Annotated in this window: 17 protein-coding genes; 10 read left to right on the plus strand and 7 right to left on the minus strand. The window is 61.5% G+C overall.

The genetic code is table 11. From position 1 onward, the window contains the following. Window positions 1-125: 125 nt before the first annotated feature. Both BFN67_RS02480 and BFN67_RS02485 read left to right on the plus strand, forming a co-directional pair. A complete protein-coding gene (locus BFN67_RS02480; protein WP_080918022.1) occupies window positions 126-914 on the plus strand; it encodes a DUF1223 domain-containing protein in 789 nt (262 codons plus the stop codon). 396 nt (window positions 915-1,310) lie between these two features. Beyond that, window positions 1,311-1,694 (plus strand): DUF2794 domain-containing protein, encoded by a 384-nt coding sequence (locus BFN67_RS02485; RefSeq protein ID WP_080918023.1) that lies wholly within the window; start codon window positions 1,311-1,313, stop codon window positions 1,692-1,694. Between the two features lie 15 nt (window positions 1,695-1,709). Here the strand turns inward: BFN67_RS02485 and BFN67_RS02490 are convergent, their stop codons facing one another. Continuing rightward, window positions 1,710-2,294: a GNAT family N-acetyltransferase gene (locus tag BFN67_RS02490; RefSeq protein WP_080918024.1), complete on the minus strand. Its 585-nt coding sequence runs from the start codon at window positions 2,292-2,294 to the stop codon at window positions 1,710-1,712. A gap of 107 nt (window positions 2,295-2,401) precedes the next feature. Continuing rightward, complete coding sequence (locus BFN67_RS02495) at window positions 2,402-3,181, minus strand: Bax inhibitor-1/YccA family protein (protein ID WP_080918025.1); 780 nt, start codon at window positions 3,179-3,181, stop codon at window positions 2,402-2,404. 448 nt (window positions 3,182-3,629) lie between these two features. Here BFN67_RS02495 and thpR point away from each other — a divergent pair, with 448 nt between their 5' ends. From thpR to BFN67_RS02510, 3 genes are all read left to right on the plus strand, one after another. Beyond that, complete coding sequence (gene thpR, locus BFN67_RS02500) at window positions 3,630-4,226, plus strand: RNA 2',3'-cyclic phosphodiesterase (RefSeq protein ID WP_080918026.1); 597 nt, start codon at window positions 3,630-3,632, stop codon at window positions 4,224-4,226. Between the two features lie 106 nt (window positions 4,227-4,332). Continuing rightward, window positions 4,333-4,692, plus strand: a complete 360-nt coding sequence (locus BFN67_RS02505) for a YkvA family protein (RefSeq protein WP_080918027.1) — start codon at window positions 4,333-4,335, stop codon at window positions 4,690-4,692. Between the two features lie 237 nt (window positions 4,693-4,929). Then, window positions 4,930-5,433 carry an invasion associated locus B family protein gene (locus BFN67_RS02510; RefSeq protein WP_080918028.1) on the plus strand — a complete coding sequence of 168 codons (504 nt, stop codon included), beginning with the start codon at window positions 4,930-4,932 and terminating at the stop codon, window positions 5,431-5,433. Window positions 5,434-5,444: 11 nt separating this feature from the next. Here BFN67_RS02510 and BFN67_RS02515 read toward each other — a convergent pair whose 3' ends face one another. Continuing rightward, a complete protein-coding gene (locus tag BFN67_RS02515; RefSeq protein ID WP_080918029.1) occupies window positions 5,445-6,791 on the minus strand; it encodes a chloride channel protein in 1,347 nt (448 codons plus the stop codon). 181 nt (window positions 6,792-6,972) lie between these two features. Between BFN67_RS02515 and rlmN the strand changes: the two genes are divergently transcribed. Continuing rightward, window positions 6,973-8,202, plus strand: a complete 1,230-nt coding sequence (rlmN, locus tag BFN67_RS02520; RefSeq protein WP_080918030.1) for a dual-specificity RNA methyltransferase RlmN — start codon at window positions 6,973-6,975, stop codon at window positions 8,200-8,202. Further along, entirely contained in the window at window positions 8,202-8,690 is a 489-nt protein-coding gene (locus BFN67_RS02525) for a hypothetical protein (RefSeq protein WP_080918031.1), read from the plus strand. Before rlmN ends, BFN67_RS02525 begins: the two co-directional genes overlap by 1 nt. Here the strand turns inward: BFN67_RS02525 and BFN67_RS02530 are convergent. Both BFN67_RS02530 and BFN67_RS02535 read right to left on the minus strand, forming a co-directional pair. After that, on the minus strand, window positions 8,662-9,306 hold the full coding sequence (locus tag BFN67_RS02530) for a LysE family translocator (protein ID WP_192856751.1): 645 nt from the start codon (window positions 9,304-9,306) through the stop codon (window positions 8,662-8,664). The two genes, BFN67_RS02525 and BFN67_RS02530, sit on opposite strands and share 29 nt — an antisense overlap. Window positions 9,307-9,463: 157 nt before the next feature. Then, window positions 9,464-10,729 carry a Glu/Leu/Phe/Val family dehydrogenase gene (locus BFN67_RS02535; protein WP_080918032.1) on the minus strand — a complete coding sequence of 422 codons (1,266 nt, stop codon included), beginning with the start codon at window positions 10,727-10,729 and terminating at the stop codon, window positions 9,464-9,466. Between the two features lie 278 nt (window positions 10,730-11,007). On the opposite strand from BFN67_RS02535, the gene BFN67_RS02540 reads away from it, so the two are divergent. Continuing rightward, window positions 11,008-12,231, plus strand: coding sequence for an argininosuccinate synthase (locus BFN67_RS02540; protein ID WP_080918096.1), 1,224 nt, complete (start codon window positions 11,008-11,010; stop codon window positions 12,229-12,231). A 123-nt stretch (window positions 12,232-12,354) separates the two neighbouring features. Here BFN67_RS02540 and BFN67_RS02545 read toward each other — a convergent pair whose 3' ends face one another. Continuing rightward, a complete protein-coding gene (locus tag BFN67_RS02545) occupies window positions 12,355-13,170 on the minus strand; it encodes a lytic murein transglycosylase (protein WP_080918097.1) in 816 nt (271 codons plus the stop codon). Window positions 13,171-13,404: 234 nt separating this feature from the next. Between BFN67_RS02545 and BFN67_RS02550 the strand changes: the two genes are divergently transcribed. Together BFN67_RS02550 and BFN67_RS02555 are read left to right on the plus strand one after the other, a co-directional pair. Further along, window positions 13,405-14,001 (plus strand): DUF1236 domain-containing protein, encoded by a 597-nt coding sequence (locus BFN67_RS02550; protein WP_080918033.1) that lies wholly within the window; start codon window positions 13,405-13,407, stop codon window positions 13,999-14,001. A 127-nt stretch (window positions 14,002-14,128) separates the two neighbouring features. Beyond that, window positions 14,129-15,139 carry a CPBP family intramembrane glutamic endopeptidase gene (locus BFN67_RS02555; protein ID WP_080918034.1) on the plus strand — a complete coding sequence of 337 codons (1,011 nt, stop codon included), beginning with the start codon at window positions 14,129-14,131 and terminating at the stop codon, window positions 15,137-15,139. A gap of 10 nt (window positions 15,140-15,149) precedes the next feature. Here the strand turns inward: BFN67_RS02555 and BFN67_RS02560 are convergent, their stop codons facing one another. Then, window positions 15,150-15,851, minus strand: a complete 702-nt coding sequence (locus BFN67_RS02560) for a DUF2270 domain-containing protein (protein ID WP_080918035.1) — start codon at window positions 15,849-15,851, stop codon at window positions 15,150-15,152. Between the last annotated feature and the right edge of the window lie 257 nt (window positions 15,852-16,108).

Genomic DNA, 16,108 nt, shown 5'->3' on the forward strand with positions numbered 1-16,108 from the left:
CGAAAAATAAAGGCAGGGCCAAGAAAAATTTCACCGCAACGTGACTTCCGGTTGACTGCCGCTTCTGCCACATAGTCTGTCAACCAGAATAAAAGCCGGTATCACCGGCGGGAATAGAAGCGGTCATGGCGTTTCTCAGGATATTGCGGCTGGTTGCCATTGCGGTGGCTGCCACGGCGATTGTTGGTCCGTCATTTGCTGGCGAGTCCGATCAGACTGGATCCGGTACTGGCATGTCGGCCATGCCGGTTGGCGTGGTCGAACTGTTCACCAGCCAAGGCTGCAATTCCTGCCCTCCGGCAGACGAGTTCTTCGCCGATATCGCTGCCCGCAACGATGTCGTGGCACTGGCCTATCACGTCAATTACTGGGACTATCTCGGCTGGCCCGATACGTTGAGCAGCGAAAAAAACACCGAGCGCCAGTATGATTATATGCGCGCCTTCCGCAGCCGTTCGGTCTATACGCCGCAGGCGATCATAAACGGCCGCACCCATGTCAACGGCGCCAACCGCGCGGCCGTGGACGGTGCGCTGAATACTCTGGAAAAATCCGGCCAGGGCATGCGCGTGCCGATCAAGGTGGCGCGCGCAGGCGACGGCATCGTTATCGACGCCGGCGATGCCGCACCCGGTCCGGCCATGCCGACGGACGCCCATCTCATCGTGATCTATTTCGACGCACCGCAGACGATCCGGATCGGCAAGGGCGAAAACAGCGGCCGCCGGCTGACCTATTGGAACGCCGTCTCCGATATCCAGACCGCCGGCATGTGGCACGGCAGAGCGCAGCGGTATGAACTGCCGACCAGCGAAGTCACGCGCAAGGGCGGGTGCGCGGTGCTGTTGCAAGCGGTCAGCAAGGATGGCTTGCCCGGCCCCATCATCGGCGCGGCGTTCGTACATAAGCCATGATGTCGAAGGGGTAATGCCGGAACGAAAAAGCCGGCGTCGCATTCGACACCGGCACTTGCGGATCGCTTATTGTGGGATTGCCGCTCCCGGTCCCTTCGTGTGGGAACCGAGGTTGGTTCGATCCGACTCAGACCCGTGGGCGGGGGGCTTGGGGTTTACGAGCCAGTGCCGGACCGAACCGTCTCAGGCAACACGCGCAAAGTCGTCGGACATTGAGGCGAGAGCGCGGGTAAAAGACGGCAGGAATGTGGCAGGGAATCACCAATTCCAACAGTGCGTTCGCAAACGTGACATGCCGGCCGGGAGAACAGCTGAAATCCGGTCGTCGGCCCTCCTCTTGCATTCGGCGGCTGAAAAGGCCAATTTCTGAATCGATGAGCAATTCGGAGGTCAGGCATGACCGATCGCGGCGGCGCGGAGGACGCAGACGCATCCGCAATATTGATCCCGCTTCACCCCGCCGGGCGCGAGCGGGCCGATCCGCCGATAGCCTTCGACCGGCGCGAACTTGATCTTATCCTGAGGCTCTACGGGCGTATGGTCGCGGCCAATGAATGGCGCGATTACGCCATTGACCATCTGGCCGACCGGGCCGTCTTTTCAGTCTTTCGCCGCGCCAGCGAAGTGCCGCTTTTCCAGATCGTGAAGGATCCGAAGCTCGCCCGCAAGCAGGGCGCATTCAGCGTCATCGCCGCTGGCGGCCGCATTCTCAAGCGCGGCCACGAACTGACGCGCGTGCTCGGCGTCTTCGACAGCCATCTCAAGCTGATCAAAGCCTGACCGGCCTTCTGACCGTCACCGGCCCCGAAACCTCCGCTCCGGCAGTGACGCAGGATCGGGCGGCGTCGCCGTACCACCATTCATCGCAAACTGCATGAACACGGTGTCCAGCCATCGGCCATGCTTGTAACCGGAGCCTTCCAGCCGCCCGCAATGGCTGAAGCCCAGCTTTTCGTGCAGCCTCACCGACGGGCTTTGCGCATGCCCATCGCCTATCACCGCAATCATCTGGCGAAAGCCCGATTCCTGCGCTGCCTCGATCAGCCGCCGCATCAGGGCCAGGCCGATACCCTGCCCCTTCGCCTCCGGCGCGACATAGACGGAATCCTCAACAATGAAGCGGTAGGCGGGACGCGGCCGGAACGATCCGGCATAGGCATAGCCCAGAACCATCCCTGCCGTGTCGCGGGCCACCAGATAGGGGAAACCGCCCGAAACAAGGGCTTCGTAGCGAGCCTGCATTTCGGCACGGTCCGGCGGCTCCAATTCATAGCTGGCGGTGCCACTGGTCACGGCTTCCGCGTAGATGGCGGTGATACGACCAAGATCCGCCGCCGCCGCCCTATCTATGATGATCGCGTCGGCAGTCACTTTGCTCATAGTTTTGGCAAATCTGGTTTCTGCCTGTCAGTACAGCAGATGCCGAACCAAAAGAAAAGGGCGGCATTGCTGCCGCCCTCCCGAACTTTCCTCGGTCCTGCGCTGTGTCAGCGACGGTCGCCCATGAACTGCAACAGGAACATGAACAGGTTGATGAAATCAAGGTAGAGCGTCAGCGCGCCCATGATCGACTTACGGCCGGCGGCGGCCTGGTCATCTCCCTCGAAATACATTTCCTTGATCTTCTGCGTGTCGTAGGCGGTGAGGCCGGCGAAGATCAGCACACCGAGCGCCGACACGGCAAACGACAGCGCGGAAGACTGGAGGAAGATGTTGATGACCATCGCGATGATGAGGCCGAACACGCCCATGATCAGGAACGAGCCCAGCGCCGTCAGGTCGCGCTTGGTGGTGTAGCCATAAAGCGACAGCGCGCCGAAAGCGGCCGCCGTGGCAAAGAAGGTCTGCGTGATGCTGGCGGTCGTATAGACCAGGAAGATCGACGACAGCGACAGGCCAACCAGGCCGGCATAAACCCAAAACGTGGTCTGCGCCGCCGAAACGCTCATCGTCTGCACTTTGAACGACAGGAAGAAGACAGCGCCCAGCGGCGCCAGGATCACCAGCCATTTCAGCGGCGAAGCGAAGATCGCGTAGCCGAAGGAGGTGAGCATCTCGCCGCTCGGCAGCGTGGCGACAGCCGCCGACGGGTCGCTGGTCGTTGCCATCATGATCGTGGCGACGGCAGCAAGGCCGGTAATGAGAAGGCCAAGGCCCATCAGGTTGTAGACCCTGATCATGTAGGCGCGCAGGCCCTCATCAATCGCCGCGTCCGAACGGCTATAGGGCACCGTCCGGGTTTGGGTATTGCGAAGGGGTTCAGCCATGGAATTCCTCTATTGCTTCTGCCCCGTCCGGTGTCGGGTTTTCGCTCGACCCAGGCGCCGCTGGCGGGGCTCCAGCATGCCTGTGGCAAAATATGATGCTTCTTTCGTTGAAGAACAAGGCCGTAACCGGCTGCAATGTATCGTGAAACGACCCAAAATCTGCTTTTGCCGGGATTTTCCGGCAAAGATTAACGCGAATTAATCCAAAAATCGCGGCTGGGCGGCCTGAAGCAGGTGTCATGCACAAGGCCCGCAAGGGTCATGCGACAAGATATCACGGAATGACGCCGGCTGCGGCAGGCGGCAACAGACGCAGGAACCAGACGTCGACTTGCCCGTTGGATCGCTTATCCACCGGCCGATGCCATGTCCGACAAAAGCACTTGCCCTTACCGCCTTTCGATGATTCGCTGGGGATACGGTTCGATTCGAGGAAGGGAGGCTCTATATGCCGCGTCTTTTCACCGCCCTCGAAATTCCGCGTGATGCCGCGCTATCGCTCTCGCTGCTGCGGGGCGGATTGCCCGGTGCCCGCTGGATCGATGTGGAGAATTATCACATCACGCTGCGCTTTATTGGTGACGTCGAAGGCCATGTCGCCGACGAGATCGCCGATGCGCTCGACCGCATACGGCGCCATTCCTTCATGCTGACATTATCGGGAGTCGGCGCTTTCGGCGGAAAGAAGCCGCATGCAGTATGGGCCGGCGTAACGGCTTCGCCCGATCTTTGCGCCTTGCAAGGAGAGATCGATCGTATCTGCCAGCGCCTGGGCGTTATCGCCGATCCGCGCAAGTTCATGCCGCATGTCACGCTTGCAAGATTGCGCAACACCAGCCCCCTCGATGTTGCGCAGTATCTCTCGGGGCGCGGCAATTTCTCGGCCATGCCGTTCCGGGTTTCGCGCTTCGTCCTGATGTCTTCGCGCGAGTCGGTCGGCGGCGGCCCTTATGTTATCGAGGAAGCGTGGCCGCTGGCCGGAACCGACATGCGCGGCAGGGTCAGTCCAGGCCCCGCCTTGGACATGCCTCGCTTCATGCGGTGAAATGCCGGCGTGATCCAGTCGCATTTCGGCGGAGCACTTGCGGCGGCGCCCGCCGCTTCCCACATTTCCCCGGAATAAGGACGATTGGCTCCAAGGGTGAGCGGATATGGCAGGACAAGGCAATTTCGATTTTTTCGCACGCGGCGCCAAAGCCGATGAGAGCGAAGTGCGCGCCAAATTCTGGCACACGGCCAAGAAGGCCACGCGCTCCATCCCCTTCATGGAGGATGTGGTCGCCGCCTATTATTGCGCTCTCGACAGAAACACGCCGCTGCGCGCCAAGGCCATATTGCTGGCCGCGCTCGGCTATTTCGTGCTGCCGGCGGACGCTGTCCCCGACATTCTCCTCGGCATCGGCTTTACTGACGACATTGCCGTGCTGAGCGCCGCCGTCGCCGCCGTGCGTGCTCATATCACGCCGGCGCACCGCCTCGCCGCCAAAGAAGCACTCGCCGAACGCGGCTGACCGGCGCTTATCGGCAAGAAGTCAAATTCTCGCCTTTTTCGTCCTCTCCTTTCCGGTCAGGGACATCGTGCCTTCGCAATGAAGCGGCGGCACGGAGATGGCGGGGTTTCCTTTGGTCGTTCGCCTTTTCTGGCGGAACTTCATCCTTTGGTAACCCAGATTAAATCAAAATGAAGCGGAAGGGCGGGACGGGACACGATCTGCCTCCCGCACCATTTGGGAATACGGGAAAGTTTGATGCGCGGATTAATTGCTACAATTTCAAGCCTGGCCCTGATCGCAACGGCGGCGCCGGCGCTGGCGCAGCAGGCGACCAAAATCGGCCAGCACAATGCCTGGGGCACCTACAGCTACCAGGCATCGGGCGGCAAAGTCTGCTATGTGCTGACGGTGCCCACGGAAAAGCTTCCGGCCAGTCTCGACCATGGCGACATTTTCTTCTTCGTCTCGCAGCGGCCTGGTCAGCAGGTTTCATATGAGCCGCAATTCATTGCCGGTTACGATTTGCAGGCCAATTCAAAGGTGACCGCCACGGTCGGCGACAAATCCTTCACCATGTTCACACGCGGCAAGTCGGCCTGGGTGGAGAACGCCGCCCAGGAACCGGTGCTGATCGCCGCCATGAAAGCCGGGGCGGACATGAAGGTGAAGGCCAAATCCGGCCGCGGCAACGACACCAGCTACACCTTCTCGCTGAAGGGAATCACCGCCGCGCTGGACTCCATCGCCAAGTGCAAGTGACGGATCCAACATCAACGTGCCGTGTCGCTCTCCGCACGCCGGCGACGAATCGACTCGGCGATGAAGATGCGCGATAGCGCATGGTAGAGCGGCTCGCGTGAGATCAATCGCGCCGTGCCATAGCCGAGCATCGAAGCGCACATCAGTGCAATGACATTATCGTGATTGCCAGTCATCTCGAGGATGATGACGAAGGCCGTCATAGGCGCCTGCACGACACCTGCGAAATAGCCGGCCATGCCGAGCAGCGCGGCAATGCCGGCGCTGCCTCCGAACAGCAGGCCCAGCGCGCTGCCGACTCCGGCGCCGACTGCCAGGGAAGGCGCAAACAATCCACCGGGAATACCGGAAATCGTGGACAGGACGCCCGCCGCCAACTTGGCGACGAAGAAATACCAGGGCAAGGGCGTGCCTTCTATGGCGCCGCGCGCCTGGTCGTAACCGGTGCCGAAAGTCAGGCCGCCACAGGCGACACCGATGATCGCGACGCCCAGTCCACATGCCGCGGCAACGATCAATGTACGTTTCAGAGGTTGCAGCGTGTTCCAGCGTCTTATGCGACGTGTCGCCTTCAGAACGAGCAACGAGAACAGCGCCCCGAATGCGCCGCCGACGACCCCGCAGCCGAGGATCAGCGGCCATTGCGAGGAGAAAGAGACGGTTTCTTTCGAGACGCCGAAATAGGTGTAGTTCCCGCTCAGGCCGAGCGAGGCAAGGCCGGCGAAGATCACCGCCGTGAGGACGAGCCCGTTTGTGCGCGCCTGATAGGTGCGGCCCATCTCTTCGATCGCGAAGACGATGCCGGCGAGCGGCGTGTTGAAGGCGGCAGCGACACCGGCGGCGGAGCCAGCCAATATCAGGCCCTTAGCCTGGGTGATACCGCCCCATCGCGCGACCTGCAACATCACCGAGGCTCCCACCTGTACTGTCGGTCCCTCGCGGCTGATCGAAGCTCCGCAAAGCAGTCCGGCCAAGGTGAGGCCGATCTTGCCGACGATCATTTTCAGCGAGAGCAGGCGCACACGCTCTTCTTCATCGCGCAGGTGACGTGCCGCAATAGCCTGCGGAATTCCGCTGCCCTGCGAGTTGGGAAAATAGATATGCGCAAGCCAGGCGCAGACGACGAAGCCGGCCGGCGTCATCACCAGCGGCAGCAGGCTGCGCCAGCCGGTGCCGTTGCCGACAAGCGCGTGAAACCCCGTCTGGGCGACATCTGCGAGCCTCGCAAACACCACGCTGATCACGCCGACCGCAACGGCCCCGCTCCAGAAGACCAGCCGGGGCCGCCACACTCGTCGCGAGCCCCACAAAGCGCGCGAACGCCGCAAGATGGGATATCGTGTCAGCGCGCCGGCCATGAAAAACGTCCTCGAAACGTGAGACGGCTTGCCGTAACATGGCAGCGCGTCCGGAGAAACTGCCGGAGCGCTCCACTGGCGGCCCCCGTACATGACTCCGCCGCCATCCTGTGCTATGCGCCGCGCTTGACCGCACGCGGCGTAATGAATTCAGCCGCAAAACGCTTATATTGGCGCAGCCATGACCCTTTCGCTTGATCTCACCGCCCAGAGCGCGCGCGATGCGCTGCGCCCCGTCACCCTTGAAAAGCCGTCGTTGATCGGCCTCACCCGTGAGGAGATGGCGACGAGCCTGATCGAAGCCGGCATCGTGCCCGAACGCCAGGCGAAGATGCGCGTCAGTCAACTCTGGCACTGGCTCTATGTGCGCGGTGTCTCCGACTTCGCCCATATGTTCAACATCTCCAAGGATCTGCGCGCTGCATTGGCCGGGCATTTCACTGTCGCGCGGCCGGAAATCGTCGAGGAGCAGATTTCCACCGACGGCACGCGCAAATGGCTGTTCCGGTTTCCGCCGCGCGGAGCCGGGCGTCCCGTCGAGATCGAAACCGTCTACATCCCCGAGGAAGGGCGCGGCACGCTCTGCATTTCCAGCCAGGTCGGCTGCACGCTCACCTGCTCCTTCTGCCACACCGGCACGCAAAAGCTGGTGCGCAACCTGACGACGGAGGAAATTCTCGCTCAATTGCTCACCGCCCGCGACAGGCTAGGCGATTTTCCTGATCGCGATACGCCGGCCGGAGCCATCGTGCCGAGCGAGGGCCGCAAGGTTTCCAACATCGTGATGATGGGCATGGGCGAGCCGCTCTATAATTTCGAAGCGGTCAAGAAGGCGCTGCTGATCGCGTCGGACGGCGACGGGCTGGCGCTTTCCAAGCGTCGCATCACGCTGTCCACCTCCGGCGTGGTGCCTGAGATTTACCGCACCGGCGAGGAGGTCGGCGTCATGCTGGCGATTTCGCTGCATGCCACCAACAACGATCTGCGTGACCTGCTCGTACCGATCAACAAGAAATTCCCCCTCGAACAATTGATGGAAGCCTGCCGCAAATATCCCGGCCTTTCCAATGCGAGGCGCATCACTTTCGAATATGTGATGCTGAAGGACATCAACGACAGTCTCGACGACGCGCGCGCGCTGGTGAAACTGCTCAAGGGCATTCCAGCCAAGATCAATCTGATCCCCTTCAATCCGTGGCCCGGTTCGAATTATCAGTGCTCCGACTGGGAGCACATCGAGAAATTCGCCGATTTCATCAATGCCGCCGGCTATGCCTCGCCGATCCGCACGCCGCGCGGCCGCGACATTCTCGCCGCGTGCGGCCAGTTGAAGTCGGAATCGGAGCGGATGCGCAAATCCGAGCGCCTGGCGCTGGAGGCCATGATGATCGCCGGCCATGGCGAGGCCTGATGGGCGCCGTCGTCAACCTGATCGTGCGCTGCGTGAGAATCCTTGCCGGCTATGCTCTCGCAACGCTCACCGCCAGCGCCTTCATCCAGTTTCTCGCCATGGGCTGGGTCGGTTTCCCGCATGACATGATGCCCTGGCAGGGTGATCTGACAATGCTCGTCTCGGTTCCCGTCATGGCCTTGTTCATTGGCTATTTCGCCTTCGTGCCGGCGCTGGCGGCCATTGCCGCAGCCGAACTTTTCGGCAAGCGCGACTGGCTGTTTCACGCGCTCGGCGGCGGTGGCGTCGGGCTGGTCTGCATGGCCTTCGTCATGCCTTATCCCGACCCGGAATTCCTGCACGTGGACCTTGTCCTGTTCGCCACAGCCCTCGGCGCGGGCATTGTCGGCGGCATTGCCTATTGGCTGATCGCCGGCCGTTCCGCCGGAAACTGGCGCGATCCGCGCCCATCCGAGCCGCCTATTTCGCGTGAGCCGTCAGGATCTTGAGCGCGAAGGCCGAAAACACACCGGCGAACAGATAATCGAGAATGCGGGTAACGCGCGGGCTGCTCCGCAACATGGCGGCGAAGCCATCCGCAGCCACGACCATCGGCGCAGTGATCGGAATGGACAATGCAATGAACATCATGCCGAGGAAGAACAGCTTGCCCGGCGCATGCGGATCATGAACGGAGACGAATTGCGGCAGGAAGGTCATGAAGAACAGCACGATCTTCGGGTTGAGCAGATTGATTCCAAGGCCGGTCAGCCAGTTGCGGAACAGGGAGCGCGGCGCACGCTTACCCGTCTCCGGCGAAAAGGCCGATCCCTTGGTCACCGCCTGCCATGCCAGCCACACCAGATAGCCGGCCCCGGCAATCTTGAGCGCCATGAAGGCCTGCGGGGAGGCGACGATCAGTGCCGACAGACCAAGTGCCACAAGGCTGGTGTGAATGACGATGCCGCTCAGTGCGCCGGACATGCAGGCGAAGCCTGCGGCCCGCCCTTCGGAGAGGGCTCGGCCGACGAACAACGTCATGTCGGGGCCGGGCGTGATCGCCAGAATGAAAGTCGCGACGGCGAACTGCAACAGCGTGCTGACGTCTGGGACGAAAGGCAACATGATCGGCCTCGGATGAAAATTTGAAATGGAACGCGGCGCATGATCCGCCTTGGCAGAAGCCTTGGCAACCCGTTTCATGCGCCGCCGGAGCATCGGACCGAAAAATGGAAATCGGTTTTCGGTTATTCCGATGCTCGATCCAGGTGTCGGCTTTCGATCAGGAAATGAAGTCGGCCTGGGTGCCGTGCGCTTCGATGGCTTCCGCCAGCCGGCTCAGGGCATGCACATAGGCGGCCGTGCGCATGGTGACGTCGCGCTCCTGCGCCAGTTTCCAGATCGCGCGGCCCTCGCGCTCCATGATGGTGCGCAGCTTGGCGTGAATCTCCTCAATCTCCCAGTAATAGCCCTGCTTGTTCTGCACCCATTCGAAATAGGAGACGGTAACGCCGCCGGCATTGGCCAGAATGTCGGGAAGCACGACGACGTTGCGCTGCGCCAATATGTCGTCGGCTTCGGGCGTCACCGGTCCATTGGCGAGTTCCAGCACCAGCCGAGCCTTGAGCGAGGCGGCATTGCCCCTGTGGATCATGTTTTCCAACGCCGCCGGCACCAGCAGGTCACAATCGACGCCGACCAGATCCTCCGCCGGAATCGCCTCATGACCGTTCTTGCCTGCGGTGACGACCACCGAATGGCCGTCGCTCTTGGCGGCCTGCAAGGCCTCAAGGTCGAGGCCTTCGGCAGCCTGCACCGCGCCGCCTGAATCGGAAACCGCGACGATTTTATGACCGTCGCTGGCCAGCAGCGAGGCGATATACTGCCCGGCATTGCCGAAACCCTGGATGGCGACCCGAAGCCGGCCGTCCATGCCGAGATCCCTGGCAAGGTGCCGCACCAGATAATAGCCGCCGCGCGCCGTCGCGTCGCCGCGCCCGAGCGAGCCGCCAAGCGCGATGGGCTTGCCGGTGATGACAGCAGGCGAAGCCTGGCCGACGATCTGGCTGTATTCGTCGGCCATCCAGCCCATGATCATGGCGTTAGTGTAGACGTCGGGTGCCGGGATGTCGCGATCCGGCCCGATGATGCGCGAAAAGGCCTGCATATAGGCGCGCGACAGACGTTCCAGTTCGGCCTTTGAGAGCGTGCGCGGATCAACCTGAACCGCACCCTTGCCGCCACCATAAGGCAGATTCATGACCGCGCATTTGAAGGTCATCCAGAAGGCCAGCACCTCGACCTCCTCGGCGGTGGCGTCGGGATGGTAGCGGATGCCGCCCTTGGTCGGCCCGCGCGTGTCGTCATAGCGGCATCGCCACGCCAGGAAGGATTTGCGCGAACCGTCATCCATGCGGATCATCAGCCGGACCTTGGTGGTCTCTCGCGGAAATTTCAGTTTCTCGATCACGTCCGCGTCGACATTGATGTGCTTGGCCGCATCGTCGAGACGAGTGAGGGCGCTATCGAGAAGGTTGTCTTCCGGCATCAGAGTTCCTTTATGAATTACCTGCTTTTTGTGGCGGGGAGTCGCGGGAGGGGCCAGGCGGCCCGGCACTGAATTGCACAAAACCGGACCATATAACAATGCCGGAATCGGGCTTGAGAGATCAGACGTGAAATTTTCTGGCGTCATGTGTCCCTGGCACCGAAATTTTCGGAGCAGGCGGCCCGCGCCGGAAGTGAATCTTGCGGCGCTTGTCGTTCGGCGCTTTCCTGCTTATGAGTGCGCTTAATTCCAAGCACCGAATGCCAACGGAAACACCGATGCCCGCACCCAAAGACGTCAAGAAAGTCGTTCTCGCCTATTCCGGCGGCCTCGACACCTCGATCATCCTGAAATGGCTCCAGACGGAACTGAACGCCGAAGTGGTGACCTTCACCGCCGATCTCGGCCAGGGTGAGGAGCTTGAGCCGGCCCGCAGGAAGGCGGAGATGCTGGGCATCAAGGAAATCTTCATCGAGGATCTGCGTGAGGAATTCGTTCGCGATTTCGTCTTTCCGATGTTCCGCGCCAATGCCGTCTACGAAGGCGTCTATCTGCTCGGCACCTCGATCGCCCGTCCGCTGATCTCCAAGCACCTGATCGAAATCGCCGAAAAGACCGGCGCCGACGCCATTGCGCACGGCGCGACCGGCAAGGGCAACGATCAGGTCCGCTTCGAGCTTTCGGCCTATGCGCTGAACCCGGACATCAAGATCATCGCCCCGTGGCGCGACTGGTCGTTCAAGAGCCGCACCCATCTGCTGGAATTCGCCGAACAGCACCAGATCCCGGTCGCCAAGGACAAGAAGGGCGAGGCCCCCTTCTCCGTCGATGCCAATCTGCTGCACTCGTCTTCCGAGGGCAAGGTTCTGGAAGATCCTGCCCTGGAAGCGCCCGAATATGTGCATATGCGCACGATCTCGCCGGAAAACGCCCCCGACAAGCCGACCATCATCAAGATCGGCTTCGAGAAGGGCGATGCCGTCTCGATCAATGGCGAGCGTCTTTCCCCGGCAACGCTGCTGGCAAAGCTCAATGATTATGGCCGCGACAATGGCATCGGCCGTCTCGATCTGGTGGAAAACCGCTTCGTCGGCATGAAGTCGCGCGGCGTCTATGAAACGCCCGGCGGCACGATCCTGCTCGCCGCGCATCGCGCCATCGAATCGATCACGCTCGATCGCGGCGCAGCGCACCTGAAAGACGAGCTGATGCCGCGCTATGCGGAGCTGATCTATTACGGTTTCTGGTTCTCGCCGGAACGCGAAATGCTGCAAGCCGCCATTGATCTGAGCCAGCGCCATGTTGAGGGTGAAGTCACGCTCAAGCTCTACAAGGGCAATGTCATCGTCACGGGCCGGGAATCGGAAAAGTCGCTTTATTCCGACAAACTCGTCACCTTCGAGGACGACCAGGGCGCCTACGACCAGAAGGACGCGGCAGGCTTCATCAAGCTCAACGCGCTGCGTTTGCGCACGCTGGCGGCTCGCAATCGGGGCCGCTAAATCGGACCCAAAAACGGAACCCGGTTTTCGGGTTATCCATCAAAGGGTGTTCCAAGGCCGTGCGCCTCGTCAAAAAACCCGGCGCAAGGCCGGGTTTTGCGCTCGTAGCAGAAACCGAAACGATCAATTCGCGATGCGGCGGGCGAACTCGGCCAACGCCTTCTGATAGATCGACGCGCGGTTCCAGTCGTTCCAGACGGGGTAATTGACCTCGCCCGGACCGTAACCGCCGCCCGGCCTCCAGCCGTGACCACGCAGGAAATTGGCCGTCGAAGCCAACACGTCGGCGCGCGAATGGATCAGGTCGCGGCGGCCGTCTCCGTCGAAATCGACGGCGAATTGCAGATATTTCGACGGCAGGAACTGCGTCTGGCCAAGCTCGCCGAAGCCGGCGCCGCGCATTTTCGAGGCGGAAATATAGCCCTTCTGCGCAATCTCCAGCGCCGAATCCAGCTCATTGGTGAAAAAGGCCGAGCGGCGGCAGTCATAGGCAAGTGTTGCCAGCGGGGCGAACACGCCCTTATTGCCTGAATTGGCGCCGAAACCGGTCTCCATCCCCCAGATCGCGAGCAGCACTTCCGGCTGCACGCCATAGCGGGATTCGATGCGCCGCAGCAACGATGCCTGCGATTTCATATAACCCTTGGCTTTGCGGACATAGGAAGCCGGCGCGCGGCGCTGCATGAACTGCTCAACCGTACCACGGAAGGCCTTGTGCTGGCCGCGATCGATACGGATGGTGCCCCGGTCGTATTTGACGCCGGCCAGCGGACCGGTGTCGATGCCGCGCGCCTCGGCATTGGCCTTGTAGGCTTCCAGCCATGCGGGAAAACCGCTGCTGTCATTGCCACACTTGCCGGCCGCCTGTGCCGCCGTGGCCGTTGCAAATGCCGTCACAAGCACGGCCGCGAAGATCTTTGCCTTGGCGGGAAATGCCATTCTGTTCTCCTGGTTGCCTCGAGACGGCCTTGCCGCGCATTTGCCAGCGCATGCCGCATTTGTCATCGCCGTTTACACGCTCCAGGCCGTGCTGGCAAACGCCGCCGCCGCACGAAGACCGCATGGGGGGTGCCGGGATTGCGCGGTTCTGGAACAAATCGTGAGCACATGTCGGGAACGGGCGGCTCGCCTTCTCGTTTTCACATGCGAAGAAGCAGAAAAGGGAGAAAGACGATGAAACTTCTATTGTCGGCCATGGCTGGAGCCCTGGTCCTCATGGGTGGCACCGCTCTTGCCGAAACACCTGTATCGGCAACCGCCGACCTTAACGTCCGCGCCGGTCCAGGTCCGCAATATCCGGTTATCGGCGTATTGACTGCCGGTCAGTCGGCAACATTGAGCGGCTGCCTGGAAAATTCGAAATGGTGCACCATTGCCGAAGCCGATGGCCAGGGATGGGTTTACTCCGACTATCTCACCGCTGATTTCGGCGGCAGAACCATCGTTCTGACCGAGCGCCCCTCCGATGCCGATATCGCCATCGTCCAGCCGCCGGCCGAGTTTCAAACCGACGCGGTCTATACCGGCGCCATCGAACCGGGAAGCCCGGCCGAGGTATTTCCCGAACCGCCGACCGCCGTGCGCACATATGTCACCAGCCATCGCCTTGAACCGGTTTACCTTGAAGGCGAAGTCGTCTCTGGAGCCATTCTGCCCGACACGGTCGATCTCCAGGAAATTCCTGATTACGACTATCGCTATGTCTATGTGAACGGTCAGCCGGCCGTGATCGATCCGGCGACACGGCGCATCGTCTACGTGATGCGTTGAGCGGCCGATTCCGCCGTCAGACCCGCTGCGGCCTGACGGCGGAAGACGTTTACCCAGATTGTTCGCCGCGATTGCGGGTCGGCGCGCGGTTTCATAGTTATGTCCTGCTGGCGAACGGGGACAGGCAATGAAAATCGACGCGGCCGCTTTTGAAAATTATCGGAAGGCACTGCCCGGCAGGTCCGGCTTGCCGCGCCTGTTGACCGGCACGGCCGTCATCGTCGCCTTCTGGGCGGTCGCGACGGTGGCCGTGCTGTTCGGCGGTGTCTATGCCGTCTCGAGCCGCTGGGTGCCGGATGACTGGGTTCTGGCTGGCGGCGGTCGGCCACAGGACATACACACCTTCATCGCCTCGCCCGTCGGCATTCTCACTGCCCTGCTTTCCTTTGCCGGCATCTGGGTCGGCACATGGATCGTCATGCGCGGACTTTACCGCACGCCTCTTGACGTGCTCTTCGGCAATGGCCGCCGCATCGCCTGGACCGGTTTTTTCAAGGGATTGGCAGCGGTGTTCATCACGTCGCTGTTTTCCGAATTGCTGTTCTATGCCATGGAGCCCGAGATCGAGCGCGGCACGATCGACTTTTCGGTTTGGGTGGCCATGCTGGTTCCCGTCGCCGCTCTGGTCCTCCTGCAGACCTCGGCGGAGGAACTCCTGTTTCGCGGCTACCTGACGCGGGGTCTCGCCGCCCGCTGCCGCAACCCGCTCGTCTGGGGCCTGCTGCCGCTTCTGGCATTTGCCGTGCTGCACTGGAGTCCGTCCTCGAGCCTGGCAATCAATGCCAGCGTGATTTTATCCATTGCGGCTTTCGCGCTTGTTCTGACGCTGACCGTTTATGCCACCGGCAATCTCGGCGCCGCCTTCGGCGCGCATCTCGGCAACAATCTGTTCGGCTTCCTGCTGATCTCGCATCAGGAAAACTATAACGCCTTCGCCCTGTTCAGTGCCCGGCCGCTGGAAAGTGCCGGCTGGTCACTCTCCGACGCCGTGGTCATCTCCGGCATCGGCCTTGCCTCCTGCCTTTTGACGGCATTGCTTCTGCTGCATCCGCGCTCGCCATTGAGGCTGACCCCGGATCGCGGCCGGCAAGATTGCCGGGCGCCGGATGAGGTCATCTCGTCCTCGGCCGCGGCCTGAAGCCGGCTCGTCACACATGCACCTGGCCGAAACCGCTTTCATCGTCGTCGCCCCTATGCGCATGCAGCGCAGCAAACAGTAGCCAGAGATAAAACGCCGTCACGACCGCCAGCACCGCCCAGCCGGGGATCGAGCCGAGATTGGCGTTCGACACCGCCTCATGCAGTGATTGGGCTATGGAAAGGCTGCTGCCTTCCTGCTGCGATTTCGGCGTCGAGATCTTCAGTCCCCAGGCAAGCAGCAGGATCAGGAACAGCCAGATATAATTGCGTTTCAGCCGCCGCGACAGCGCCTCGCCATAGGAGATGAAGAAATTGGGCTCGCGCAGGTTCTGGCCGAGCACATGCGTCCAGTTGGCGGAAAAATCCTCGGCCGGAGAAAATATCTGCGCGAAATAATGCCGTTCGAGCTGGCGCACACGGAAGCGATAGACGTCGAAGAAGCGGTAGCGCCGCGCCTCGATCATCAGCAGCAGATAGATCAGCAGCATGGCGAACAGAAGCACGCCATGATGCGCCGACGACGAGGATAGCGACACCGACAGCAGTGCCGCGACAACGGTGATCGCCCAGTTCGACGTGCGGTCGATGCGGTCGCGCCAGCCGGCCATGCGCGCCAGTTCGGCGCGGTAATAGTGAACCACCGCGGTGACCGTCTCGGAGTGGCTTTCCGGCATCGGCGACTTCAGGATTTCGGCTTTGCTCCCCGGCATGGCGCGACCCTTTGCTTCAATGGCTCCACTATACGCCCGATCCATGCTTTTTCGCCGGTTTGCCTTGACTCTTTCATGCATTTCCTGTCTAGAAGCCGCGAATTCTCGCGACGAGTTGAACTCCGAGCACGCTGACCGGGACCCCTAGAGGTGTAAATCGATCCCGGAGGCCAACACCCGGCAGCGCCATGCGCCCCCGGGTGCTTTTCGGCTTTGGGCATTGCCCATGCGGCTTTTGCTTGGACCTTCGGCGCAAA

This window comes from Manganibacter manganicus (genome assembly GCF_002075885.1).
Classification (GTDB): domain Bacteria; phylum Pseudomonadota; class Alphaproteobacteria; order Rhizobiales; family Rhizobiaceae; genus Mesorhizobium; species Mesorhizobium manganicum.

Coding starts and splice junctions, on each gene's coding strand:
- BFN67_RS02510 (WP_080918028.1), top strand. CDS start 4,930: ATGCGCGGATTAATTGCTACAATTTCAAGCCTGGCCCTGATCGCAACG.
- BFN67_RS02540 (WP_080918096.1), top strand. CDS start 11,008: ATGCCCGCACCCAAAGACGTCAAGAAAGTCGTTCTCGCCTATTCCGGC.
- thpR (WP_080918026.1), top strand. CDS start 3,630: ATGCCGCGTCTTTTCACCGCCCTCGAAATTCCGCGTGATGCCGCGCTA.
- BFN67_RS02550 (WP_080918033.1), top strand. CDS start 13,405: ATGAAACTTCTATTGTCGGCCATGGCTGGAGCCCTGGTCCTCATGGGT.
- BFN67_RS02530 (WP_192856751.1), bottom strand. CDS start 9,306: ATGTTGCCTTTCGTCCCAGACGTCAGCACGCTGTTGCAGTTCGCCGTC.
- BFN67_RS02535 (WP_080918032.1), bottom strand. CDS start 10,729: ATGCCGGAAGACAACCTTCTCGATAGCGCCCTCACTCGTCTCGACGAT.
- BFN67_RS02495 (WP_080918025.1), bottom strand. CDS start 3,181: ATGGCTGAACCCCTTCGCAATACCCAAACCCGGACGGTGCCCTATAGC.
- BFN67_RS02560 (WP_080918035.1), bottom strand. CDS start 15,851: ATGCCGGGGAGCAAAGCCGAAATCCTGAAGTCGCCGATGCCGGAAAGC.
- BFN67_RS02525 (WP_080918031.1), top strand. CDS start 8,202: ATGGGCGCCGTCGTCAACCTGATCGTGCGCTGCGTGAGAATCCTTGCC.
- rlmN (WP_080918030.1), top strand. CDS start 6,973: ATGACCCTTTCGCTTGATCTCACCGCCCAGAGCGCGCGCGATGCGCTG.
- BFN67_RS02515 (WP_080918029.1), bottom strand. CDS start 6,791: ATGGCCGGCGCGCTGACACGATATCCCATCTTGCGGCGTTCGCGCGCT.
- BFN67_RS02480 (WP_080918022.1), top strand. CDS start 126: ATGGCGTTTCTCAGGATATTGCGGCTGGTTGCCATTGCGGTGGCTGCC.
- BFN67_RS02555 (WP_080918034.1), top strand. CDS start 14,129: ATGAAAATCGACGCGGCCGCTTTTGAAAATTATCGGAAGGCACTGCCC.
- BFN67_RS02545 (WP_080918097.1), bottom strand. CDS start 13,170: ATGGCATTTCCCGCCAAGGCAAAGATCTTCGCGGCCGTGCTTGTGACG.
- BFN67_RS02490 (WP_080918024.1), bottom strand. CDS start 2,294: ATGAGCAAAGTGACTGCCGACGCGATCATCATAGATAGGGCGGCGGCG.
- BFN67_RS02485 (WP_080918023.1), top strand. CDS start 1,311: ATGACCGATCGCGGCGGCGCGGAGGACGCAGACGCATCCGCAATATTG.
- BFN67_RS02505 (WP_080918027.1), top strand. CDS start 4,333: ATGGCAGGACAAGGCAATTTCGATTTTTTCGCACGCGGCGCCAAAGCC.